This window comes from Agrobacterium sp. GW821-FHT14E08 (assembly GCF_058803865.1).
Genome location: NZ_JBXAPJ010000003.1, coordinates 760,689 through 783,738, shown reverse-complemented (window position 1 = coordinate 783,738; position 23,050 = coordinate 760,689). Strand labels below are relative to the sequence as shown.

17 protein-coding genes are annotated in these 23,050 nt (G+C 61.0%); 12 read left to right on the top strand and 5 right to left on the bottom strand.

Annotation, left to right across the window (positions count from 1 at the left end):
- Positions 1-76 precede the first annotated feature (76 nt).
- Positions 77-901: a bifunctional allantoicase/(S)-ureidoglycine aminohydrolase gene (locus AC1ROR_RS16225; protein ID WP_498590029.1), complete on the bottom strand. Its 825-nt coding sequence runs from the start codon at positions 899-901 to the stop codon at positions 77-79.
- A gap of 288 nt (positions 902-1,189) precedes the next feature.
- Positions 1,190-2,236 (bottom strand): class I SAM-dependent methyltransferase, encoded by a 1,047-nt coding sequence (locus AC1ROR_RS16220; RefSeq protein WP_035220748.1) that lies wholly within the window; start codon positions 2,234-2,236, stop codon positions 1,190-1,192.
- Positions 2,237-2,552: 316 nt separating this feature from the next.
- Between AC1ROR_RS16220 and AC1ROR_RS16215 the strand changes: the two genes are divergently transcribed.
- Complete coding sequence (locus AC1ROR_RS16215; RefSeq protein WP_498590028.1) at positions 2,553-4,547, top strand: putative bifunctional diguanylate cyclase/phosphodiesterase; 1,995 nt, start codon at positions 2,553-2,555, stop codon at positions 4,545-4,547.
- 44 nt (positions 4,548-4,591) lie between these two features.
- Here the strand turns inward: AC1ROR_RS16215 and AC1ROR_RS16210 are convergent, their stop codons facing one another.
- Both AC1ROR_RS16210 and AC1ROR_RS16205 read right to left on the bottom strand, forming a co-directional pair.
- Positions 4,592-5,668: an Ldh family oxidoreductase gene (locus tag AC1ROR_RS16210; protein WP_498590027.1), complete on the bottom strand. Its 1,077-nt coding sequence runs from the start codon at positions 5,666-5,668 to the stop codon at positions 4,592-4,594.
- A gap of 287 nt (positions 5,669-5,955) precedes the next feature.
- Complete coding sequence (locus tag AC1ROR_RS16205; RefSeq protein ID WP_498590026.1) at positions 5,956-8,658, bottom strand: DNA translocase FtsK; 2,703 nt, start codon at positions 8,656-8,658, stop codon at positions 5,956-5,958.
- A 375-nt stretch (positions 8,659-9,033) separates the two neighbouring features.
- Between AC1ROR_RS16205 and AC1ROR_RS16200 the strand changes: the two genes are divergently transcribed.
- The 7 genes from AC1ROR_RS16200 to AC1ROR_RS16170 all read left to right on the top strand — a co-directional run bounded on the left by AC1ROR_RS16200 (position 9,034) and on the right by AC1ROR_RS16170 (position 15,530).
- On the top strand, positions 9,034-10,644 hold the full coding sequence (locus AC1ROR_RS16200; protein ID WP_498590025.1) for an ABC transporter substrate-binding protein: 1,611 nt from the start codon (positions 9,034-9,036) through the stop codon (positions 10,642-10,644).
- Between the two features lie 9 nt (positions 10,645-10,653).
- Complete coding sequence (locus AC1ROR_RS16195; protein WP_498590024.1) at positions 10,654-11,643, top strand: ABC transporter permease; 990 nt, start codon at positions 10,654-10,656, stop codon at positions 11,641-11,643.
- Entirely contained in the window at positions 11,640-12,470 is an 831-nt protein-coding gene (locus AC1ROR_RS16190) for an ABC transporter permease (RefSeq protein ID WP_498590023.1), read from the top strand. The genes AC1ROR_RS16195 and AC1ROR_RS16190 overlap by 4 nt, the downstream gene beginning before the upstream one ends.
- A complete protein-coding gene (locus AC1ROR_RS16185; protein ID WP_498590022.1) occupies positions 12,467-13,270 on the top strand; it encodes an ATP-binding cassette domain-containing protein in 804 nt (267 codons plus the stop codon). Before AC1ROR_RS16190 ends, AC1ROR_RS16185 begins: the two co-directional genes overlap by 4 nt.
- Positions 13,267-14,046: an ABC transporter ATP-binding protein gene (locus tag AC1ROR_RS16180; RefSeq protein WP_498590021.1), complete on the top strand. Its 780-nt coding sequence runs from the start codon at positions 13,267-13,269 to the stop codon at positions 14,044-14,046. The genes AC1ROR_RS16185 and AC1ROR_RS16180 overlap by 4 nt, the downstream gene beginning before the upstream one ends.
- Before the next feature lie 12 nt (positions 14,047-14,058).
- A complete protein-coding gene (locus AC1ROR_RS16175; protein WP_498590020.1) occupies positions 14,059-15,177 on the top strand; it encodes a pyridoxal-phosphate-dependent aminotransferase family protein in 1,119 nt (372 codons plus the stop codon).
- A gap of 164 nt (positions 15,178-15,341) precedes the next feature.
- Positions 15,342-15,530 carry a hypothetical protein gene (locus AC1ROR_RS16170; RefSeq protein WP_003506556.1) on the top strand — a complete coding sequence of 63 codons (189 nt, stop codon included), beginning with the start codon at positions 15,342-15,344 and terminating at the stop codon, positions 15,528-15,530.
- A 351-nt stretch (positions 15,531-15,881) separates the two neighbouring features.
- Here the strand turns inward: AC1ROR_RS16170 and AC1ROR_RS16165 are convergent, their stop codons facing one another.
- On the bottom strand, positions 15,882-17,693 hold the full coding sequence (locus tag AC1ROR_RS16165; RefSeq protein WP_051796065.1) for an IlvD/Edd family dehydratase: 1,812 nt from the start codon (positions 17,691-17,693) through the stop codon (positions 15,882-15,884).
- 520 nt (positions 17,694-18,213) lie between these two features.
- Here AC1ROR_RS16165 and ytfQ point away from each other — a divergent pair.
- The 4 genes from ytfQ to yjfF all read left to right on the top strand — a co-directional run bounded on the left by ytfQ (position 18,214) and on the right by yjfF (position 23,039).
- Positions 18,214-19,173 carry a galactofuranose ABC transporter, galactofuranose-binding protein YtfQ gene (gene ytfQ, locus AC1ROR_RS16160; protein ID WP_035220759.1) on the top strand — a complete coding sequence of 320 codons (960 nt, stop codon included), beginning with the start codon at positions 18,214-18,216 and terminating at the stop codon, positions 19,171-19,173.
- A gap of 322 nt (positions 19,174-19,495) precedes the next feature.
- The gene (locus tag AC1ROR_RS16155) at positions 19,496-21,019 is read left to right on the top strand and encodes a sugar ABC transporter ATP-binding protein (RefSeq protein WP_498590019.1); all 1,524 of its coding nucleotides are present in this window, start codon (positions 19,496-19,498) and stop codon (positions 21,017-21,019) included.
- Positions 21,019-22,062 (top strand): ABC transporter permease, encoded by a 1,044-nt coding sequence (locus tag AC1ROR_RS16150; protein ID WP_498590018.1) that lies wholly within the window; start codon positions 21,019-21,021, stop codon positions 22,060-22,062. Before AC1ROR_RS16155 ends, AC1ROR_RS16150 begins: the two co-directional genes overlap by 1 nt.
- Positions 22,059-23,039: a galactofuranose ABC transporter, permease protein YjfF gene (gene yjfF / locus AC1ROR_RS16145; protein WP_498590017.1), complete on the top strand. Its 981-nt coding sequence runs from the start codon at positions 22,059-22,061 to the stop codon at positions 23,037-23,039. Before AC1ROR_RS16150 ends, yjfF begins: the two co-directional genes overlap by 4 nt.
- Positions 23,040-23,050 lie beyond the last annotated feature (11 nt).

Here is a 23,050-nt window from a genome sequence, read left to right as displayed (position 1 = left end):
TGATCTAAAGCAAGCATTTATCGCGCAAGCCCGCGGATTGCGCGATAAATCACGGTTTCAGGCAATATGCCGCCCATTACCAGAGCTTCACATGCCGGTTCACATCCTTGTAGAGCAGATAGCGGAACCGGCCCGGCCCGCCCGCGTAACAGGCCTGCGGGCAATAGGCGCGCAGCCACATGAAATCGCCCGCCTCCACTTCCACCCAGTCCTCGTTCAGCCGGTAGACGGCCTTGCCTTCCAGCACGTAGAGACCGTGCTCCATGACATGGGTTTCCATGAAGGGAATGGTCGCACCCGGCTGGAAGGTGACGATGTTGAGATGCATGTCGTAGCGCACATCCTCCGGATCAATGAACCGGGTCGTCGCCCACTTGCCGTCCGTGTCGGGCATGGCCGACAGGGCAATCTCATCCTCATGCGAAAAGATCGCCGGCGGCGGCTCAAGGCCATCGACTGCCTGAAACGCCTTGCGGACCCAATGGAACTTGACGGGCGCCTTGCCGGAATTGCGCAGCTGCCAGCGCGAGCCGGCTGGCAGGAAAGCAAAAGACCCCTCCCGCAGGGTATGCTGCGCGCCCTCGAACTCCACCGTCATTTCACCGTCGACGACAAAGATAGCCGCCTGCGCCCTTTCATCGGGCTCCGGCCGGTCGCTGCCGCCGCCGGGCTGCACCTCGACGATATATTGCGCGAAGGTTTCGGAAAAACCCGTCATCGGCCGGGCAATGATCCAGGCCCGCGTGCCGGTCCAGTGCGGCAGCACGCTCGTCACGATATCGGACATGACGGTTTTGGGGATGACCGCATAGGCCGTCTTGAAAACAGCCTTGCTCGACAGCAGTTCCGTCTGCCCCGCCAGACCGCCCATATCCGAATAATATCTCTTCATTTCAGCCATTCCATTCTGCAACGCATTCGGCGCGGATTCTTAGGCCCGCAGCAGCGTTTAATCAAATGGTTATTGGCAGCGAGAGACGCTTGCCGAACAGGGGGCGAGATTGGTGGAGTTGCCACCTATTCTTCTCCCAGCTGGGGAGAAGGTGGCCCGAAGGGCCGGATGAGGGGGCAACGTTGCCGAATATCTCGACCCTTGCCCCCTCATCCCGCTGCCGCGACCTTCTCCCCCAACGGGGAGAAGAAGCAGGCGGCACCCGCTCGCTCCAGCTGAACAGCCAGCAGATGGGCCTCAGCCCTTCTTACGCATCGTCGCATAGACGATATTGTGGTTTTCGCCGAAGAACACATCCGCCTCGATGCTCGAGGGATCGGCGCTGGCATTGACGATGCGCCACATATCCGCCTTCGAGCGCAGGAGCAGCGCCCAGTTCATGAAGGTTTCCATATAGCCGTCGACGACGATATCCTCGGAGAAATTGGCGAAGAGGAACATTCCGCCGGGTTTGAGCATCTCCATGCAGCGCCGGGTGAGCTTGATCGCCACCCTGTCATTCAGATAATCATAGAGACCGGCGGCATAGACCAGATCGAAGGTGCCCAGTTCCTGCGTGCGCAGGACGATATCGCGCACGGAGCCGTCGATCGCCTCGATGCGGCTGCCATTGAAATCACGCGCGACGGAGCCGACGCTCAAGGGGTCCTGATCGAGCGCCACCCAGCGCTTTATCCTGCCCTCTTTCAATGCAACGGATGCATCCGCCTCGCGCAGATGTCCCGACGCAATGGTGAGGATTTCCGTTTCCTCGCCATGCCGGGCCGCAGCCTCGTCCACGAAGCGCGTCAGCAGATCCCGCCGCTCGCGCACGGCAACCGAGGAACTGGCGTCCCTGGTGTAGTCATAAAGGGCAGCGCCAAGCGGCGTGGCTTTCTTCACCAGATCGGCAACGCTGTCGTGACCGTAGATGAAGTCGAGAAGCTGCGCATCACCCGAATAACCTCTCGGCTTTTCGAACGACCAGCGTGTGAAGGGATCCTCGAGAAAATAGTCCGACACCGCGTGATTCTGTACCAGCGGAATCAGTTCTGCCCACACGCTGGAGTGGAGCTTTTCGCGCAGGCCATGCAGCGCGCCGGCCGTTCGATGTATTATCTCACGTGCTGAAACACCATTGTCGAACTGCTGCTGTGCCAATTCGAGAATGAGCGCGATTTCTGCTTTCGCAACTGCGAACTGCTCATCGAAATTTTCCGTCCTGCGTGCAAAAATCTCTTTTGCGACAGTATCCGGGGTGATCAGACTTGCCCCGTCAAGATTTTTCTTCTTTACCCGCACCACTTCAGCCTCCAGTATTAACACATTGTTAACTATACGTTTCTGGGAGCCGGAAGGCCACTCGCTTTCGATTTTTGAGCGGTGTAGGGATAGATTAGTAGATTAGCGTATTTTTTTGGTCACACTTAGGGGCGGAGGAGAAAGTGGATACGCAGTTTAGCGAAACTTAATGTTGCGAACGTATGATGCGTTCTTCCTTTCTATGTTTTCCGCTCGCATTGGGAGAGATCGGCAGGAACCCGCACCGGGTGCTACAGCACACGGAAAAGTGGAATAAGCAGTTACTTGATAAAGTATACGCAACACTATGGGAAAGTGCATGAAGCACACATCGGGAGAGGTGAATGGACAGCAAGACTATCGGCAGCCGGACTCCCGGTTTTCTGATGAACTTCTTGCCCTTTACCAGCAGGAAGGTGAGCGCAGCCGCCGTGGTTCGATCAGACAGGGCCTGTGGACGGCTGTTTTTATCTATCTTCTGTTTGCCGTTACCGACATCATTCTGATACCTGACGTTGCTTTTTACACCATCGTCGCACGCCTGCTCGTGGTCCTGTCCTCCCTGCTGACGCTGGAAATACAGCTGCGCATCGGCGCCAGCACCGCAGCGCTCGACCTTACCTGCGCCACCGCCCTCGTCATGGGATATATTGGCTGGCTGGTCCCTTCACTCCTGACCGACAATCTCGAAAACATGTCCTATTACATGGTTTTCGGGGCGATCTTCATGATGGGCGCCAATCTGTTTTTCACCTTCCGCTTCCATCTTTCGCTCGTTTCTTCGGGCATCATTCTCGTCACCTATTTCTTGGCCGTGACACAATTTCCCGAAGACATCTTCTACAAGCTCGCTTTCGGCACCTTTTACATATCCTGCTTCGTCTTCACCTCCTACGTGAACTGGAACCTGAACCGGGAACGGTACCATGTCTTTCTCAACGCGCTGGAGGCCAAGGCCCAGCAGAAGGCGGCGGAAGAGCGGGGACAGGCGCTGCTGCGGCTCTCAAACACCGATTCCCTGACCGGACTGCAGAACCGCCGGGCCATCGATCATCATTTGCGCCTGCTGTGGGACAATTGGAGCAAGAAGGAGGAAGGTTTTGCCGTTCTCCTCATCGATGTCGACTTCTTCAAGAAATACAATGACCGTTATGGCCACCAGGAAGGCGACAGATGTCTGGTGACCGTGGGCAACGCACTGCAGGACGCCATCATCGGCCATGGCGCCTCCATCGGCCGTTATGGCGGCGAGGAATTCATCGTGCTGGCGCCGTTCAGGTCCAAGCAGCAGGTGGGCGAGCTTGCAGAAACCATCCGCCACACCGTCGAAGACCTGTCGCTTGCGCATGACCAGCGCCGAGACGGCACCTTCATCGTCACCGTCAGCATTGGTGCGTCCTTCACCCGCCCCAATGCTGACGGCAAGCTCGAGAAGATCATCAACGAGGCAGACCGGGCGCTATATATCGCCAAGGGCAACGGCCGCAATTGCATGAAACTGTTCGACCCGGACGATCCGCAGACCAGCGACGAGACGGAGAACATCGCCGCACTCTTGAAAATCGCCGTGGCGGAAGACCTTGTTTCCCTCGTCTACCAGCCGATCCTCAATGTATCGACCAACGAAACGGTGGGAGCCGAGGCGCTGATGCGGCTGCGGTTGCTTGATGGCAGCTTTGTCTCGCCAAGCATCTTCATTCCCATTGCCGAGCGCACCGGCACGATCATGGAGCTGGGCCTCTGGACCATCAAGACCGTCTGCAAGCAGATTCTCGCCGATGACAGGGTGGCGGTGGTCAGCGTCAACGTGTCGCCGATGCAATTGAAGAACCCTGGCTTTGCCACCTCGGTCGCGGCAATCCTCGTCGAGGCGGGAATTGCCGGCAACAGGCTTGCCTTCGAAATTACCGAAGGCGTGGACATGGAAATGCATTCGGATGTGCTGCGCTGCCTCAATGACCTGAAGACGCTCGGCATCAATATATGGCTCGACGATTTCGGAACCGGTTTCGCCGGCCTTTCCTGGCTGCGCATGACGGATTTCGACACCGTCAAGATCGACCGCTCCTTCCTGCATGACAGCAAGACGCCGCGCGGCCGGGCGATGTTGCAGGACATGATCCGCCTCATCCGCAATCGTGGTCACAAGATCCTGATCGAAGGCGTGGAGACGGAAGAGCAGTTGAGGCTGATACGCCAGATGGAAATCGATTATGCGCAGGGCTATTATCTCGGACGCCCTGTCGTGGCCGAAAGGTTGAGCCTGGCGACCGCCCCCTATTCACGTCCCAACATGATGCTTCGCCCCGCCTGACGGTGCGATGACGCCGGCAAGCAGCCGCCCCGCGGCAGATCGCTTTAATGATAGGCGGGCGGGCTGATCGAGAATTTTGCCGCAAGCTCGGAAAACGCCTGACGGGTGACGGGATCGACAGGCGCCCCTTCCCTCTCCCGCCTTGCCGCCACGGCCCATTCCCTGTCGCCCGGCGCCATGACCTTGCAATCCTCGCGAACGGGCGAGCCCCGCAGCACTTCGAGATAACGTGTCATGCCCTCATCGAACACCGCGCGTTCGAGGAAGGCTTCGGGTTTCAGCGCCAGAACGAAGGCCCCAAGCCCGCGCGGCGTGGAAAAATCAGGCCCGGGCATGGGGGCTATATCGAAGCTGAGCTTCATGCCGGTAAGAACCGCACTGAAAATCTCCACCATTCCCGCCAGTGCGGCCCCTTTGAAGCCGAACTCGCCACCGACCGGAGCAAGCATTTCAGCGGCATTGGGGTCACGCGTATCGACCCCGTCACCATCCGAGGCGACACCACCAGGCAATTGCTGTCCGAGGCTGCGATAAAGCAGAACGCGGTTATAGGGCACGGCACTTGTCGCCATGTCCAGAAGCCAGGGCATGTCATCGACAGCCGGCACGCCAACGGCAATGGGGTTGGTGCCGTGGAAACGCATCGCGCCATCATGCAGGCGCACAAAACTGTCGGAATTGCAGAAGGCAAGGCCGATAAAACCGTGCCGCGCCGCCTCCAGCGCATAAGCGCCGGCCGGGCCGAAATGCGAGGAATTCCTGATCGCCACCGCGCCGATGCCGAATTTCTCCGCAAGCGCCATGGCGTTATCCATGGCCGCATAGGTAGCGCGGGCGCCATGGGCATGATCGGCATCGATCGTTTCCACCGCGCCGAAGCCGGACACACGGCTGATCTGCGGCCGCGGATTGAGACGCCCGCCTTCAAGCGCCGTGATGTAGTGGGCAAGCAGACGAACGCCGTGGCTGTCCACGCCAAGCCGCGTGCCGTGCATCATGGCGCGGGTCGCCGCATCGGCCGTTTCGTCATCCGTGCCGACGGCTAGGAAAACGGCGCGGCAAAAGCGCTCCAGCTCATCCAGCCTGGCCAGAACGGTGACGTTTTGATTGTCATGCGACATGCGGGGAACCCTCCCGATTCCAGAATCCATGCCGCACACGCTATTCATGGGGCACGTTTTTGCAATCGAATATCGTGCCTGAAGCGCTCATAAATCACAGGACTTGATACGCCCTCAAATCGGTCATTCCAGCCTTGAGCTGGAATCCGGCGCGATCAAATGCTGCTTGATCGGAAAAGGGCCATTTCACGGCGCGGACGCGCCGTGGCTGGATGCCGGGTCAAACCCGGCATCGCGAGGTGAAGGACCTGCATCGGAGGTCTTCACTGTAGAAATCCACGCGACGATCAGTCGTCCGCGCCCATGGCATCGTAGGAATCACGCTCACCGGCGATGATGGCGCGTTTGCCGACATGGTTGGCAGGACCGACAATGCCTTCCTGCTCCATGCGCTCCACCAGCGAGGCGGCGCGGTTATAGCCCACGGACAGGCGGCGCTGGATATAGGAGGTCGAGCACTTCTTGTCGCGCATGACGACTTTCACGGCCTTTTCGTAGAGATCGTCGCTGTCGTCGTCACCCATCGAGGTCTTGTCGAAGACCGCCGTTTCCTCTTCCGCCTCTTCGTCGGCCTCGTCTGCATCTTCCGTGACGGTGCCGAGATATTCCGGACGCCCTTGCGTTTTCAGATGCGCCACGACCTTTTCCACTTCCTCATCCGAAACGAAGGGACCGTGGACACGGGCAATGCGGCCGCCGCCCATCATGTGCAGCATGTCGCCCTGGCCGAGCAGGTGCTCCGCACCCTGTTCGCCGAGAATGGTGCGGCTGTCGATCTTCGACGTCACCTGGAAGGAGATGCGGGTGGGGAAATTGGCCTTGATCGTGCCGGTAATGACATCGACGGACGGACGCTGGGTCGCCATGATGAGGTGGATGCCGGCGGCGCGTGCCATCTGCGCGAGACGCTGGATCGCACCTTCGATCTCCTTGCCGGCGACCATCATCAGGTCGGCCATCTCATCGACGATGACGACGATGTAAGGCATGGCGGTGAGGTCCATTTCCTCCTGCTCATAGACCGCCTCGCCGGTGGCGCGGTCAAAACCGGTCTGCACATTGCAGAACACGGTCTCGCCCTTGGCGCGGGCGGCAGCCGCCCTTGCATTGTAACCGTCGATATTGCGAACGCCGAGACGCGACATCTTGCGATAGCGGTCTTCCATTTCGCGCACGGCCCATTTCAGCGCCATGACCGCCTTTTTCGGATCGGTGACGACAGGCGTGAGAAGATGCGGAATACCGTCATAGACCGAAAGCTCGAGCATCTTCGGATCAACCATGATCAGGCGGCATTCCTCCGGCTTCAACCGGTAAAGCAGCGACAGGATCATGGTGTTGATGGCGACCGACTTGCCCGAGCCGGTGGTGCCGGCAACGAGCAGATGCGGCATCTTGGCGAGTTCTGCAATGACAGGCTCACCGCCGATGGTCTTGCCGAGGCAAAGCGCGAGCTTCTGGCGGGTTTCGCTGTAATCCGTCGCTTCGATCAACTCGCGCAGATAGACCGTCTCGCGCACCGGGTTGGGCAGCTCGATGCCGATGACATTGCGGCCGGGCACGACGGCGACACGCGCCGAAAGCGCCGACATGGAACGGGCGATATCGTCGGACAGGCCGATGACGCGCGAGGACTTCACACCGGGTGCGGGCTCGAATTCGTAAAGCGTCACGACGGGGCCGGGGCGGACATCGATGATCTCGCCCTTGATGCCAAAATCCTCCAGCACGCTTTCGAGAAGCCCGGCGCTCTGTTCCAGCGCTTCCGGGGTCATGGTGGTGGTCTGCTGCACGCGGGCCTGCTGCAGGAGGTCGATGGAGGGATATTCATATTCGCCGTCCGCAAAGACCGGCGCTTCCCGGAACATGGGCTGCGAGGCCTGGATGGGCGCGCGGGGCGTGAAACGTGGCTCGGCCGCGATTCTCTCCACCGGCTGGGCCTGCTCTACAGTCTTTTGCGGTTCGATGACCATTGCCGCTTCCACGACCGGCTGCGGCTGCGGTGCGTTCTCCGGTTCGGTAATCTGAACCGGGGCCGGGACCACGGACTGACGCACGCCGATTTCGCGATAAAGCCTGATTGCCGATCCGCCCGGCACTCTGACGATGGGAGGCTCGGCCGAAAGCCGAATGGGAGCCGTTGCGGCGGTGACGACCGGTGCCGTAACCACCGGCGCTGTCAGCACGGGATTTACCCGTAACTGCCCTGCAAGAACAGCGCGCGTGGATGCGGAAACACCCTCGCCGGCGTCATCAGGCAGGTCGAGCGTCATGACTTCCCAGAAAAGCTCATCCGGCAGGTGGGCGGCAAAAGCGGGGATGGAAGCCTGCGGCGCAGCTGCCTGCCCGGCATCAGCAAGCGGCGCGGCGGGCAGCGGCTGGGCGAGTGAAGCCATCACCGGCGTTTCAACGATCGCGACAGCCTCGGCCTGCGGCGGCATCTGGGCCGCGGCGGCGGCCTCTTCCGCCTGTTTGCGGGCAAGTTCCAGTCGCAATTTGTAGGTCAGCGCCCTGGCGCCACGCGCATCGGGCGGCTGCGGCAGAAAGGGCATGCGCGGCGGCGGAAGACGCCGCTCCGGCGATTTCACGACCGGCTGCGACGCAATCTCCTGCTGCACGACGGCCTCCGGCTGCGCCGCCATCTCAGATTCGGGCAGAACGGCAGCGGACGCTTCCTCTTCCGGAATATTCGGCGTCTCGACCGGCATGCGCCGGCTAAAGGCGCTCTCCGGCGTGCGGGTAAAACGGACATTCGGGCCGAGCACGAAAGCATTCTGCCAGCCCGGCATCTCAGCACGGCCCTCGATAGCGTCGGCAGCACTGACATCGGCATTCGGACGCGGTGTAACGCCCGCCTTCATCGCCGCCGCCTGCTGACCGGCAGCCTGGCCACCGGCATGACGAGCCTTGTCGCTCCCCTCCCCTACGCTATTGGACGAATTCTGGAATCTGGATCGGGAGAAACTCATGGCAGCGTGCACACTCATCATAAACGTACATATTTCGGTCTCCCTGAAATAGAAAATAAAGGTTAATTACCCCTTTCCAAACGGGGTCACGGAGGTAGATTTTCACCTCCGCCGCAGACGCAACACGGCGCGGAGCACTCGGCAGGCCGCATCCCAACCCCATAATTTTATTGCGTTAAATCAAGTTTTTGAGCCGCACCGGCCTCACGCCTCCACAGGGGAGAAAAGCGGTTTGCCGCTCTGAGGCATATTGTTTCCGCAAACGCTCACGCAACGTAAAATCATTGCTGTAAAGCCCGCGAATTAACGTGGACACTGCCGAGGTTGCAGTCTTAAGATCGGGCAGGCCGCGGCCCCGCGGAAAGGCCCGCCCCGCCCTCATTCCGGAGTGAATTCATGTCGCCTGTCCATTTGTCCCGCCGTTCGCTTCTCAAGTCGTCGCTCCTTCTTGCCGCAACCACGGGACTTGCCGGCATTGCCGCAGCACAGCAGGCGGCACCGGCCGGGCGGCTGATCGTCGCGGCCGATTCCGAGCCTAAGAACCTCAACCCGGCCATCGTCGCTTCCAACGGCGTTTTTTATATCGCCAGCAAGATCGTCGAGCCGCTGGCGGAAGCCTCCTTCACCGGCAAGGACGGGCTGGAGCCGCGGCTTGCGACGGAATGGCAGGGGTCGGATGACGGTCTCAGCGCCACTTTCAAGCTGCGTGAAGGCGTGACCTGGCACGATGGCAAACCCTTCACCTCGGCGGACGTGGCCTTTTCGGCGCTCTCCGTCTGGAAACCGCTGCAAAACCTCGGCCGGCTGGTCTTTGCCAATCTGGAAAAGGTGGAAACGCCTGATGACCACACGGCCATCTTCCGTTTCTCCAAGCCCACGCCCTTCCAGCTCATCCGCAATGCGCTGCCGGTTGTCACCAGCGTCGTCCCGAAACATCTTTATGAAGGCACCGATATCGCCACCAACCCTGCCAATACCAAACCAGTCGGCACCGGGCCCTTCATTTTTACGGAATATAAGCCCGGCGAATATTACCGCCTGACCCGCAACCCAAATTATTGGGGCAAGGCTGCGCCGCAGCTCGACGAAATCATTTATCGCATTCTACCAGATCGCGCGGGTGCCGCCTCCGCACTTGAGGCGGAAGAAATCCAGCTCGCCGCCTTTTCCGCCGTGCCGCTTGCCGACCTTGCCCGCATCGCCAAGGTGCCGGGCATCAAGGTGATCGCCGATGGTTACGAGGCGCTGACCTATCAGCTCGTTGTCGAAATCAACCATCGTCGCAAGGAGCTGGCCGATCTCAAGGTGAGAAAGGCCATCGCCCATGCCATCGACCGGAAATTCGTCATCGACAAGGTCTTCCTCGGTTACGCCACGGCGTCCACCGGCCCGGTGCCGAAAAACGCACCGGAATTTTACACCGACGATGTCGAGACCTATGATTTCGACACCGCCAAGGCAAACGCCCTGCTTGACGAGGCGGGTTATGCACGCGGACCGGACGGAAAGCGTTTTTCGCTGAAGCTTTTGCCCGCACCCTACTTCAATGAAACCAAGCAGTTCGGCTCCTACCTTCGTCAGGCGCTTCAGGAAATCGGCATCGATGCCGAGCTGGTCAACAATGATTCTGCCGCACACCAGAAAGCCGTCTACACCGATCACGCCTTCGATCTTGCCGTCGCGCCGCCGGTCTTCCGTGGCGATCCTGCAATCTCGACCACCATTCTGGTGCGCTCCGGCATTCCCGCCGGCGTCGGCTTCTCCAATCAGGGCGGTTACGAGAATAAGGAACTGGACACGCTGATCGATAAGGCGGCGGTGACCGTGGACACCGCGGCCCGCACCGAGCTCTACAAGGATTTCCAGAAACAGGTCGTCGCCGACCTGCCGCTGATCAACGTCGCGGAATGGGGTTTCATCACGGTGGCGCGCGATACGGTCAAGAATGTCGCCAGCAATCCCCGCTGGGCCGTTTCCAACTGGGCCGATACCGCGGTCGATGCCTGAGGAAGCGGCGTGAGACGCGCGGCAACATTGCTGCGGCGAAGGGCGGTCAGCGCCATTCCGGTGCTGCTGATCGTTCTCATCTTCACCTTCGTCCTGCTTGAAAACGCATCCGGCGACGCAGTCGACGCCTATCTCGTCTCCATTGGCGGCGGCGATGCCGGGCTGCGGGATGCGCTGCGCGAACAATATGGGCTGAACGGTTCGGTGCTGGCCCGTTTCTGGCTCTATGCCAGTTCGGTGCTGCGGCTGGATCTCGGCTGGTCGCTCGCCTTCGACCGACCGGTGCTGGGGCTGATCCTCGAGCGCCTGCCGAACACGCTGCTGCTGATGGGCAGCGCCACCGCGCTCGCTTTCATCACCGGCACAGCGCTCGGCATCGTGGCTGGCGCGCGTCCGGGCGGGTTGACCGACCGTGTGCTTTCCGCGCTGTCGCTGGCGCTTTACGCCACGCCGGGCTTCTGGCTCGGCCTCGTGCTCGCCATCGTCTTTGCCGTGCAACTGAGATGGCTACCGACGTCAGGCATCGAAACCATCGCGTCCGGAAAACAGGGCATGGCAAGGGCGCTCGATATTGCGCGCCATCTCGTCCTGCCGGTCGCCAGTCTCGGGCTGATCTATCTGGCGCTTTTCCTGCGTGTCATGCGCACGGCCATGGCGGCGGTTTGGCCACTGGATTTCGTGCTGTTCGCCAGAGCCAAGGGGCTTTCGAGACGCCGTATCGTGCTGCGCCACGTCGCCCGCAATGCTGCCCTGCCGCTTATCACCGTGCTCGGCCTGCAAGCCGCCACCATGCTCGGCGGCAGCGTGGTGATCGAGAGCGTGTTTGCCATTCCCGGTTTCGGCCGCCTCGCGCAGGAAGCCGTCAGCGGCCGCGACACGCCGCTGTTGATGGGTATCATTCTGACGAGCGCCGTCTTCGTCATCCTCGTCAATCTCGTTGTCGATATTCTTTATGCCGTCCTCGATCCGCGCATCGGCAGCGGGGAGCAACAGGCATGAGTTTCGTTCTCCGGCTCCTGCGCAGTTTCGAGGGTTTGGCGGGCGTCATCATTCTGGCGCTGCTTGCCGTGACGGCGCTTGCCGCTCCCCTCCTGTTTCCCGGCGACCCGCTGTCGATCGTCGGCGAGCCGCTCGTTGCGCCCTTCACGGACGCTGCCCTGCCGCTCGGCACCGACCGGCTGGGCCGCAATGTGCTGGCCGGGCTTGCCCACGGCGCACAGGCTTCCCTGCTCGTGGGCATCGGCGCTGCGGCCGCCGCCCTCCTGATCGGCACCGTCATCGGTACCATCGCGGGATTTGCGGGCGGGCTTGTCGATGAAGCCCTGATGCGCCTTACCGACGCCTTCCAGATCGTGCCGAACTTCCTTCTCGCTCTCGCCTTCGTCAGCACCATCGGCCCCTCCATGCCCATCGTCATCCTTGCGATTGCGCTTGGCGCCTGGGCGGATCCGGCACGGCTGATGCGGGCGCAGGTCCTGAGCATCCGCGAGCGCGATTATGTGCAGTCCGCCCGCGCCATCGGCATGCATCCGCTGGAGATTGCCTTTCGGCAAATCCTGCCCAATGCCCTCCCGCCGGTTCTGGCGCTCGCCGCCATCATCGTCGCTGCCGCCATCCTCACGGAAGCGGCGCTGTCCTTCCTCGGTCTCGGCGATCCGAATATCGTCACCTGGGGTTCGATGATCGCCGAAGGACGCAACGTCCTGCGCTCGGCGGCGTTTCTCTCCATCATCCCCGGCATCGGCCTTCTGGTTACCGTCATCGGCGTTTATCTTCTCGCGGAAGGCATCAACAGGGCGATGGCGACAAGGAAAGAAACGCCATGAGCGGCAATGCACTCTGCCGGATCGACGATCTCAACGTCCGTTATGCGGCGGGCGATGCACCGGCGCTGCAGGATGTTTCGCTGACGATCCGGCAGGGACAGAGGCTGGCGATCATCGGCGAAAGCGGTTCGGGCAAATCGACGCTCGCCAGGGCCATTGCCGGGCTTCTGCCCGTGAACGCTAGGGTTTCCGGCGATATTTCCTGGAGCCGCGACAGCGGTATTTTCACCGACAGGCCCATGCCGGGACGTGATATCGGCACCATTTTTCAGGATACCGGCGCAACGCTGAACCCGGTTCTCACCATCGGCGAACAGGTGGCCGAAGGGGCCGTGCGGCATCTCGGCCTCTCATGGCGCCAGGCACGGGATCTTGCCCGTGACCTTCTGGAGCGGGTGCGACTGCCGCATCCCTCCCATCTTCTGACCGCCTATCCGCATCAGCTTTCCGGCGGGCAGAGACAGCGCGTGGCAATTGCCGCCGCCATTGCCGCGCATCCCGCAATCCTGATCGCCGACGAGGCGACGAGCGCGCTCGACACAGTCAGCCAGGCGGCCATTGCCGCGCTGCTGGACGGTCTGGTGCGCGAGGAAGAAAGAACGCTGGTCTTCATCACCCATGATATCGGCCTCGCATCCAGCCTTGCCGACGAGATCGCGGTTCTGCGCGCGGGACGGCTGGTGGAACATGGCGCGACCCGGCGGGTGCTGTCTTCGCCTGCGCATGACTATACGCGCGCATTGCTCTCCAATTATCTCGATCTCTCCACACCGCCTCTCATCAATGAGGCCGCGCCATGAATGAGGCCTTGCTCCGCGTCGAAGACCTCTCGAAAACCTACCGGACCGGCGGACGCACGGTTGCGGCGCTCTCCGACATCTCCTTTTCGCTTCAGCCCGGCGAGACGCTGGGGCTTGCCGGCCCCTCCGGCTGCGGAAAATCGACGCTGGCACGCATCCTGATGCGGTTGATCCCCGCCGACGAAGGCACCGTCAATTTTGAAAACCGTGACTGGCTGGCGCTCGATGGTGCCGAATTGCGCACCGCGCGGCGACAGATGCAGATGGTGTTTCAGGATACGCATGGCGCGTTCAATCCGCGCGCCAGCGTCGAGGACGCCATAGGCGAGCCGCTGCGTATCCACCGCATCGTCGACAGACGGGAGCGACCGGCGGAAATCCGCCGCCTTCTTGACCGTGTCGGCCTGCCCGCCAGCCATGCCGGCCGCTCCGTTTTCGAGCTTTCCGGCGGCCAGAGGCAGCGCGTGGCGATTGCACGGGCGATTGCGCTCAAGCCGTCGCTTCTCATTCTGGACGAAGCGGTTTCGGCACTGGATGTTTCCGTCCGCCGGCAAATCCTTGAGCTGCTGGTCGAAATACAGCGCGAGACGGCCGTTGCCTGCATCTTCGTTTCACACGATCTTTCGGTCATCCGCGCCGTCTGCCATCGCGTCGCCATCATGGAGGCAGGACGGATCGTTGAGATAGGCAGGACCGCAAACATCGTTTCCGCACCGCAATCCTCGACTGCCCGAACCCTGATCGAGGCTGCGCCGCGGCTCACCATCACCACCTAAGGATAAGACGATATGCCCGCCCCGGATTACGCATTGCTTCTCGACCCTCCCGCCTTTCCCGCAGACCGTTACGCCGTCCTTGCCGACCGGCTGGCAGCCCTGATGGGCACGAGGAACGATGTGCTTCTGATACAGGCGGAAGCGGTGCTGGCACTCGAGGCCACCGCCGCCAGCCTCGCGCGGCCGGGTCTGAGGGCGCTCAATATCGTCACCAGCCCCTATGGCGCGTGGTTCGGCGGCTGGCTGGAACGAGGCGGAGCGACGGTCCGCAACCTCATCGCCAGCCCTGCAAAACCGATCTCTCTTCAGGAGGTCGAGCGGGCGCTGGACGACGGAACCGGCTTTAATCTTCTCGCCATCGTCCATGCGGAATCGGCGAGCGGCATTCTCAATCCCCTGCCCGCCATCGCAGCACTCGCCAAAGACAGGGGCATCGTCACCGTGGTCGATGCCGTCGCTTCCATCGGCGGCCATGCCTTCGAGGCGGACCGGCTGGGCATTGATATCGCGGTCATCGGCCCGCAAAAGGCGCTGGCGGGTCCGGCCGGGGTGTCGGCCATCTCGGTCAGCGCAAAGGCGTGGGAGCTTCTGTCCCATGGCGCAGCGCCGGAAAACTCCATGCTCTCGCTTCTCGACCAGAAGAAACTCTGGCTCGATACCGGCCGCGGCGCGCTTCCCGGAACGCCGGCCCCACTGGAATTCTTCGCCCTTGAGGCGGCACTGGACAGGATCGAGGCGGAAGGTCTCGCATCCGCCAATCAACGCCATAAGCGGGCTGCAGCCGCCGCGCGCGCCGGCATCAAGGCGCTTGGCATAACGACATGGGTGGAAGAGACACATGCTTCCGCACTGGTTTCCACGGCAATATTGCCGGATACCGTCGAGGCCGGGGCGTTTCTCTCGGCCGCCTCCAGACAACAGGGCGCCGATATTTCCGGCGGTGTCGGCCCCGGGGCGGAAAGGCTGATAAGGCTCAACCATACCGGCAGGCGCGCCAATCCGGACGCGGTAAAAGCCAATATCGCCGCCGTTTCCAGCGCGCTGAAAAGCCTCGGCCATGTAACAGACACCGATTCCGCACTGGAAGCGGCCGAAAAAAGCTATTCTGAAGCCTCCAACGGTGCTCTGTAATCGCTCCGATAAACGATCATTGCGCGAAATCCGGCACCGGCGGAACGCCGATCACGTCATTGTTGTTAAAAATGGTAGACAAATTCCCCGGCCAATCTTGACGAAATCGTGGCAACGCGCGAAACTTAACGCTACGTTAACTCGCGTGAAGAAGGGAAACGGCCATGGTAGCAGGGTTCAACATGCTCTCCTTTGACCTCTTTGGCATCGGCCGAAGGATGCCCGTCGTCAATGAGCGGGTGGAGACCGAGTTTCAGGACAAAACACCGCGCAGACCCGACGACGAGTCACACGACGACGATCGCGATCAGGAATATGAACTGTTCTTCTGGTCGCTTTACCCGGTGATCTGAATTTCTGAAAGCATGTCCCCCGCGCCTTGTCCGCTCTTGTGCAGCTTGACAGCAAGCTCTGGAGCGAAACGTGGCTGCTTGTTTCTTCTCCCCGTCGGGGAGAAGGTCGCGGCAGCGGGATGAAGGGGAGACGCCAGAGATATTCGGAGAGGGTCCCCCTCATCCGGCCCTTCGGGCCACCTTCTCCCCGGCGGGGAGAAGAAATGTCTGGCAACCCTTGCGCCCTATCCAAAGCCCAGCAACCAGTCAGCCAGCGACGACATCTCGTAAGCAGGTGAGTTTACCCAGGACGTTTCAGCCCCGGGCATAACCCGAGGCTGATGCGAAAGGCGTAAGGCGGCTAACTCCGCCTCAGTGGTTGTCGCGCGGCAGGCCCTTGGTCTGGGCAATGCGCTGATACTTCACGGCCGGTTCCAGAACCGCGCCGGTTTCCATCTGGCTGACGATGCCGCGCTGGATTTCCTGCCATGGCGTCTGGTGATCGGGGAACTTGTAACCGCCCTCGGCGGAAAGCGCCTCGTAACGCTTGGCCAGTTCCTCACCGGAAATCAGGATATCCGCCTTGCCGCGGCCCACATCGATACGGACGCGGTCGCCCGTCTGCAGGATGGCAAGACCGCCACCGGCCGCCGCTTCCGGGGAAGCGTTGAGGATGGACGGGCTGCCCGACGTGCCGGACTGACGGCCATCGCCGATGCAGGGCAGCGAATTGACGCCTTCCTTCAGGAGATAATCCGGTGCACGCATGTTCACCACTTCCGCCGCGCCCGGATAACCAATGGGTCCCGCGCCGCGCATGAAGAGGATGGTGTTGGCATCGATCTTCAGCGACGGATCGTCGATGCGGTGATGGTAGTCCTCCGGACCATCGAACACCACGGCGCGGCCTTCGAAGGCTTCCGGGTCGTTCGGATTGGAGAGGTACCGGTTGCGGAACTCTTCCGAGATCACGCTGGTCTTCATGATGGCGGAGGAGAACAGGTTGCCGCGCAGAACGCGGAAGCCGGCACGTTCCTTGAGCGGCTGCTCATAGGGACGGATGACCTTCTCGTCCTCAATGATGGCGCCACGGCAATTGTCACCAATGGTCTTGCCGTTGACGGTCATGGCGTCTTCCATGATCAGTCCCTGGGTCATCAGCTGGTTGACGACTGCGGGCACGCCGCCGGCATGATAATAATCCTCGCCGAGATATTCGCCGGCCGGCTGCAGGTTGACGAGCAGCGGCACGTCTTCGCCATAGGTTTGCCAGTCATCCACGGTCAGTTCGACGCCGACGTGGCGGGCAAGGCCGTTGAGGTGGATCGGCGCGTTGGTGGAGCCGCCGATGGCCGAATTGACGCGGATGGCGTTGATGAAGGCGTCCTTGGTCATGATATCGGAAGGCTTGAGGTCTTCCTTGACCATTTCGACGATGCGCAGGCCGGTAAGGTAGGAGACTTCCTGACGGTCGCGGTAAGGCGCCGGAATGGCGGCGGAGCCCGGAAGCTGCATACCGAGCGCTTCGGCAAGCGAGTTCATGGTCGTCGCCGTGCCCATGGTGTTGCAGTAGCCGGTGGAGGGAGCTGACGAGGCGACGAGCTTGACGAAGCCCTGGTAATCGATCTCGCCCTTCGCCAGCAGTTCGCGCGCCTTCCAGACGATGGTGCCGGAACCGGTGCGTTCGCCACGGAACCAGCCGTTCAACATGGGGCCGACGGACAGGGCGATGGCCGGAATGTTGACGGTGGCCGCCGCCATAAGACAGGCAGGCGTGGTCTTGTCACAGCCGATGGTCAGAACGACGCCATCGAGCGGATAGCCGTAAAGCACTTCCACGAGGCCGAGATAGGCAAGGTTACGGTCAAGACCCGCCGTCGGGCGCTTGCCGGTTTCCTGGATGGGGTGAACAGGAAACTCGATGGCGATGCCGCCGGCTTCACGAATGCCTTCACGCAGGCGGTTCGCCAGCTCCAGATGGTGGCGGTTGCAGGGCGAAAGATCCGAGCCGGTCTGCGCAATGCCGATGATCGGGCGATCGGACTGAAGCTCGGCCTGGCTGAGACCGAAGTTCATGTAACGCTCGAGATAAAGCGCGGTCATATCCGCATTGGCGGGGTTGTCGAACCACGCGCGCGAACGAAGCTTGCCTTGGGTTGCAGGCAGATTGTCGGATTTGGTCATTATGCAGGTCTCCAGCCGGAAGTGGCCAACGGTAAAATATTACGAAATGCGACAAGCTTATGTTGTGCGCAAGGAAAATGGAATCAGCTTTCGGAGATCACGCATAACCGACAGAGCCGGCGCAGACGAGTGGATCGGGGCCGTTCTTCGGCTTTAGCCGAATATTTTTCGGTGCTTATCACCATACCGGCACTTCTCAACGGTCTCTTCCTCCCTGCTTTTCCGGGTTACGACCGGCCGCTGGCCGGACATTCCCTCACAAGCTGACTTTCTTATTTATATTACTATTTGACGTCACCATGGGCTGTCAAGCTGGGAGGCCGTACATTTCAGGTGCATTTCGGCATCGGAAGTCAGTAAAAAATGGACACATAAGCCGTTGATTCATCATATTTTATGACAAATATCGATAAAATCGGCATTTCTCTAATTACGAAATGGCTAAAAAATCACTTTTCAAGAGTATTACTATATGCTCATAGTGTCGCCGTCACGCTGACATCATCTCTGGGAGGATAAGATGAGAAAAGCTCTTGCGGCATTCACTGTCGCCGTATCCGCATGCCTTGCATCCAGTGTTTCCGCACAATCGCTTACCGTCGGCTTCTCGCAGATCGGCTCGGAATCCGGATGGCGCGCGGCTGAAACCACCGTCACCAAACAGCAGGCCGAAAAGCGCGGCGTCACGCTGAAATTCGCCGACGCTCAGCAGAAGCAGGAAAACCAGATCAAGGCGGTGCGCGGCTTCATCGCGCAGGGTGTCGATGCGATCCTGATTGCGCCCGTCGTCGCCACCGGCTGGGATGCGGTGCTGAAGGAAGCCAAGGAAGAAAAAATCCCCGTCATCCTGCTCGACCGCCAAATCGAAGCGCCGGATGATCTTTACCTGACCGCCGTGACCTCCGATCAGGTGCACGAGGGCAAGGTGGCTGGCGACTGGCTGGTCAAGGATGTCGGCTCCAAGGACTGCAAGGTGGTGGAACTACAGGGCACGACCGGCTCCTCACCCGCCATCAACCGCAAGAAGGGCTTCGAAGAGGCCATCGCTTCCCACGCCAACATCAAGATCGTGCGCTCGCAGACGGGTGACTTCACCCGCACCAAGGGCAAGGAAGTGATGGAAAGCTTCATCAAGGCCGAAGGCGGCGGCAAGGATATCTGTGCCGTCTACGCCCATAATGACGATATGGCCGTCGGCGCGATCCAGGCGATCAAGGAAGCCGGCCTGAAGCCCGGAACCGACATCAAGATCGTCTCCATCGACGCCGTGCCCGACATTTTCAAGGCCATGGCGGATGGCGAGGCCAATGCGACGGTGGAACTGACACCCGACATGGCAGGCCCGGCCTTCGATGCGCTCGAAGCCTATCTGAAGGACAAGAAGGCCCCGCCGAAGTGGATTCAGACGGAATCCAAGCTTTATACGGCATCCGATGATCCGATGAAGGTTTACGAGGCGAAGAAGGGCCTGGGGTACTGAGCCATTTCTTCGGAGAAACGGCGCAAAAGCTGCGCCGTTTCTTTTGGTAATTAAACGAGGACGAAAGCTCTCTCGCCCCGGCACAGAATGAACGCGTATTGAGCGAGCGGATGCCGCTTGTTTCTTCTCCCCGCCGGGGAGAAGGTCGCGGCAGCGGGATGAGGGGGCAAGGGTAGAGATAGACCGCGAGGTTGCCCCCTCATCCGACCCTTCGGGCCACCTTCTCCCCGGCGGGGAGAAGAAACAAGCGGCATTCGCTCGCTCCATAAGCGATCACTCCGCGCCCTTGAGGCGAGACCCATTTCGATACGGAAACTGCTCAATGCCCGAAACCGCACCACTTCTGGAAGCACGCGTCATCGGCAAATCCTTTCTCGGGATCACGGCGCTTGATGGCGTCGATTTCTCGCTCCGGCGCGGTGAAATCCACGCATTGCTCGGCGAAAACGGCGCGGGCAAATCGACGCTGATCAAGATCCTGACCGGGGTTTACCACCGCGACAGCGGCTCGATCTTTTTGGAGGGCGCAGAGATTTCGCCCACCAATGTCGGCGAGGCGCAGGCACTGGGCATCGGCACTGTCTATCAGGAAGTGAACCTTCTCGAAAACCTCACCGTCGCCGAAAACCTGTTTCTCGGCCGTCAGCCGCGCCGCTTCGGACTGATTGACCGCAGCACGATGCAGAAGAATTCGCAGGCGCTGCTTGCCCAATACGGGCTTTCCATCGACGTCAACGCGCTTCTTTCCAGCTATTCCGTGGCCATCCGCCAGATCATAGCCATTGCCCGCGCCGTCGATCTTTCCGGCAAGGTGCTGGTGCTGGACGAGCCGACTGCCAGCCTTGATGCCCATGAGGTCGAGATGCTGTTCGGCGTCTTGAGAAACCTGCGCGCACGCGGCATCGGCATCGTCATCATCACCCACTTCCTCAATCAGGTCTATGACATAGCCGACCGGGTGACGGTGCTGCGCAACGGCCGCCTCGTCGGCACCCGCGATATCGGCAGCCTGCCCCGTTCCGAACTGATCTCGATGATGCTCGGCCGCGAGCTTCAGCACATCACCCATGAACATCAGGCGACCGAAGATACGGTTGCCGAGGGCGAGCCGCCGATCCGGTTCGAAGGTTACGGCAAACGCGGCAGCATCGCGCCCTTCGATCTCGGCATCCGGCCCGGTGAAATCGTCGGCGTCGCCGGTCTCCTTGGCTCCGGCCGAACCGAAACCGCCTTCCTGCTTTTCGGCATCGACCGTCCCGATACCGGCACGGCGACAATCGACGGAAAGACGGCGGCGATTTCGTCTCCTGAAGCCGCCATCTCGGCCGGGTTCGGTTTCTGTCCGGAAGAGCGCAAGACCGACGGCATCATCGGCGACTTTTCCGTCACCGATAATATCGCGCTGGCGCTTCAGGCCCGGCAGGGCTGGGCACGGCCACTCTCGCGCCGGCAGAAGGCGGAGCTTGCCGAAAGCTTCATCAAGTCACTCGATATCCGCCCGGCCGACCCCGACCGGCCGATCAAATTCCTGTCCGGCGGCAACCAGCAGAAGGCCATTCTGGCGCGCTGGCTCGCCACCCACCCCCGGCTGCTGATCCTCGACGAGCCGACACGCGGCATCGATATCGGCGCGCATGCGGAAATCCTGAAAATGATCGAAAAACTCTGCAGCGAAGGCATGTCGCTCGTTGTCATCTCCTCCGAACTGGAAGAGCTTACCGCCGTCGCCCATCGTGTCGTCGTGCTGTCCGACCGTCGCCATGTCAGCGAGTTGAAGGGCGGCGACGTGACCGCCGACAACATCATGCGGGCGATTGCCGATGCGGCAAAAACGGAGGCGGCATGATGGCAGCAGTGACACGCCGCCTGAAAAGGCTCGCTCCGCAGCTTATCGCGCTGTTCGTCATTCTGGCAGCGATTACAATCGTTTCGCCGGGTTTCCTGCATGTCTCGTTCCAGAACGGCAGGCTCTATGGCAGTCTGGTGGATATTCTCGTGCGCGCCGCACCGGTTGCGCTTTTGACCATCGGCATGACGCTGGTCATCGCCACCAAGGGCATCGACCTTTCCATCGGCGCCGTCATCGCCATCTGCGGCGCGGTCGCGGCCACGCTCATCAGCAATGGCCACTCCATTCCCTCGGTCATCGTCATTTCGCTTGCGGTGGGCATTGCCTGCGGCCTCTGGAACGGTGTGCTGGTCGCCCTTCTCGACATACAGCCGATCATCGCCACGCTGATCCTGATGGTGGCAGGGCGCGGCATCGCCCAGCTCATCACCGAGGGTGTCATTCTCACCTTCAACAATGACAGCTTTTCCGCCATCGGCTCCGGCTCGCTCGCAGGCATTCCGCTGCCCGTCATCATCTGGGTGGCGGCCGCACTGCTGATCGGCCTTCTGGTGCGCAAGAGCGCGCTCGGTTTCCTGATCGAGGCCACCGGCATCAATCGCCGCGCCGCAGCGCTTGCCGGCGTCCGGGCCCGCTTTCTGCTGTTTTTCGTCTATGCGGTTTCCGGCCTCTGCGCGGCCATCGCCGGCATGATCGTGACCGCCGATATTCGCGGCGCGGATGCCAACAATGCCGGGCTGTGGCTGGAGCTGGACGCGATCCTTGCGGTGGTCATCGGCGGAACCTCGCTGAATGGCGGGCGCTTCTCCATCACCGCCTCGCTGATCGGCGCGCTCATCATCCAGACCATCAATACCGGCATTCTTGTTTCGGGCTTTCCGCCGGAATTCAACCTCATCATCAAGGCCGGCATCATCATGGTGGTGCTGACGCTGCAATCGCCGGCGATCATGACGGTGCTGGGCTTCGTGAAAGCGCCCAAGCCACACGCTAAACCGGCCGCCTCCAATGGCATGACCAAGGAAGGAACCGCGCGATGATCCACAGCCGCAACCTGCCCTTCCTCACCACGCTGACGATCTTCGTGATCGCCTATCTCCTCTGCGTGCTGCAATATCCAGCGATCCTATCGACACGGGTGATCGGCAATCTCTTGACCGACAATGCCTTTCTCGGCATTGCGGCTGTCGGCATGACCTTCGTCATCCTGTCGGGCGGCATCGATCTCTCCATCGGTTCGGTCATCGCCTTTACCAGCGTCTTCGTCGCCGTGATGGTCGGCACCTATAATATCCATCCGCTGCTCGCCTTCGCCATCGTGCTGGTTGTCTCAACATTGTTCGGCTGCCTGATGGGGGCGATGATCCGCTTCCTCGCCATCCCGCCCTTCGTGGTAACGCTGGCGGGCATGTTTCTGGCACGCGGCGCGGCTTACCTCATCTCCACCCAGTCCGTGCCGATCTCGCATCCCTTCATCGATGCGATACAGGGCTTCTATTACCGCTTTCCCGGCGGCGGCAGGCTGACGGCGCTCGCCATGCTGATGCTTCTCGTCTTTGCCGCCGGCATGCTGATCGCCAGCCGCACCCGCTTCGGCGCCAATGTCTATGCGCTGGGCGGCAACCCGCAATCGGCCGAGTTGATGGGCGTACCGATCGGGGCCACCACCATCGGCATCTATGCGCTTTCCGGTTTCCTCTCCGGCCTCGCCGGCATCGTCTATACGCTCTACACCTCATCGGGCTATTCGCTGGCGACGGTCGGCGTTGAACTCGACGCCATCGCCGCGGTCGTGATCGGCGGGACGTTGCTAACGGGCGGCACGGGGCTGGTGGCGGGCACCTTCATCGGCCTGCTGATCCAGGGGCTGATCCAGACCTATATCGTTTTTGACGGAACGCTTTCTTCCTGGTGGACGAAAATCGTCATCGGCGTGCTGCTTTTCGTCTTCATCGTGTTGCAGCGCGCAATCATCTGGTATTCAAACAGGAGACTGGCCGGACCGCATCCGGCATAATTGCAAACGGA

What these genes read in the sequence shown, in the direction of transcription:
- AC1ROR_RS16225 (WP_498590029.1), bottom strand. Translation starts at nt 901, where the DNA reads ATGGCTGAAATGAAGAGATATTATTCGGATATGGGCGGTCTGGCGGGG.
- AC1ROR_RS16215 (WP_498590028.1), top strand. Translation starts at nt 2,553, where the DNA reads ATGAAGCACACATCGGGAGAGGTGAATGGACAGCAAGACTATCGGCAG.
- AC1ROR_RS16210 (WP_498590027.1), bottom strand. Translation starts at nt 5,668, where the DNA reads ATGTCGCATGACAATCAAAACGTCACCGTTCTGGCCAGGCTGGATGAG.
- AC1ROR_RS16205 (WP_498590026.1), bottom strand. Translation starts at nt 8,658, where the DNA reads ATGATGAGTGTGCACGCTGCCATGAGTTTCTCCCGATCCAGATTCCAG.
- AC1ROR_RS16200 (WP_498590025.1), top strand. Translation starts at nt 9,034, where the DNA reads ATGTCGCCTGTCCATTTGTCCCGCCGTTCGCTTCTCAAGTCGTCGCTC.
- AC1ROR_RS16190 (WP_498590023.1), top strand. Translation starts at nt 11,640, where the DNA reads ATGAGTTTCGTTCTCCGGCTCCTGCGCAGTTTCGAGGGTTTGGCGGGC.
- AC1ROR_RS16185 (WP_498590022.1), top strand. Translation starts at nt 12,467, where the DNA reads ATGAGCGGCAATGCACTCTGCCGGATCGACGATCTCAACGTCCGTTAT.
- AC1ROR_RS16180 (WP_498590021.1), top strand. Translation starts at nt 13,267, where the DNA reads ATGAATGAGGCCTTGCTCCGCGTCGAAGACCTCTCGAAAACCTACCGG.
- AC1ROR_RS16175 (WP_498590020.1), top strand. Translation starts at nt 14,059, where the DNA reads ATGCCCGCCCCGGATTACGCATTGCTTCTCGACCCTCCCGCCTTTCCC.
- AC1ROR_RS16170 (WP_003506556.1), top strand. Translation starts at nt 15,342, where the DNA reads ATGGTAGCAGGGTTCAACATGCTCTCCTTTGACCTCTTTGGCATCGGC.
- AC1ROR_RS16165 (WP_051796065.1), bottom strand. Translation starts at nt 17,693, where the DNA reads ATGACCAAATCCGACAATCTGCCTGCAACCCAAGGCAAGCTTCGTTCG.
- ytfQ (WP_035220759.1), top strand. Translation starts at nt 18,214, where the DNA reads ATGAGAAAAGCTCTTGCGGCATTCACTGTCGCCGTATCCGCATGCCTT.
- AC1ROR_RS16155 (WP_498590019.1), top strand. Translation starts at nt 19,496, where the DNA reads ATGCCCGAAACCGCACCACTTCTGGAAGCACGCGTCATCGGCAAATCC.
- AC1ROR_RS16150 (WP_498590018.1), top strand. Translation starts at nt 21,019, where the DNA reads ATGGCAGCAGTGACACGCCGCCTGAAAAGGCTCGCTCCGCAGCTTATC.
- yjfF (WP_498590017.1), top strand. Translation starts at nt 22,059, where the DNA reads ATGATCCACAGCCGCAACCTGCCCTTCCTCACCACGCTGACGATCTTC.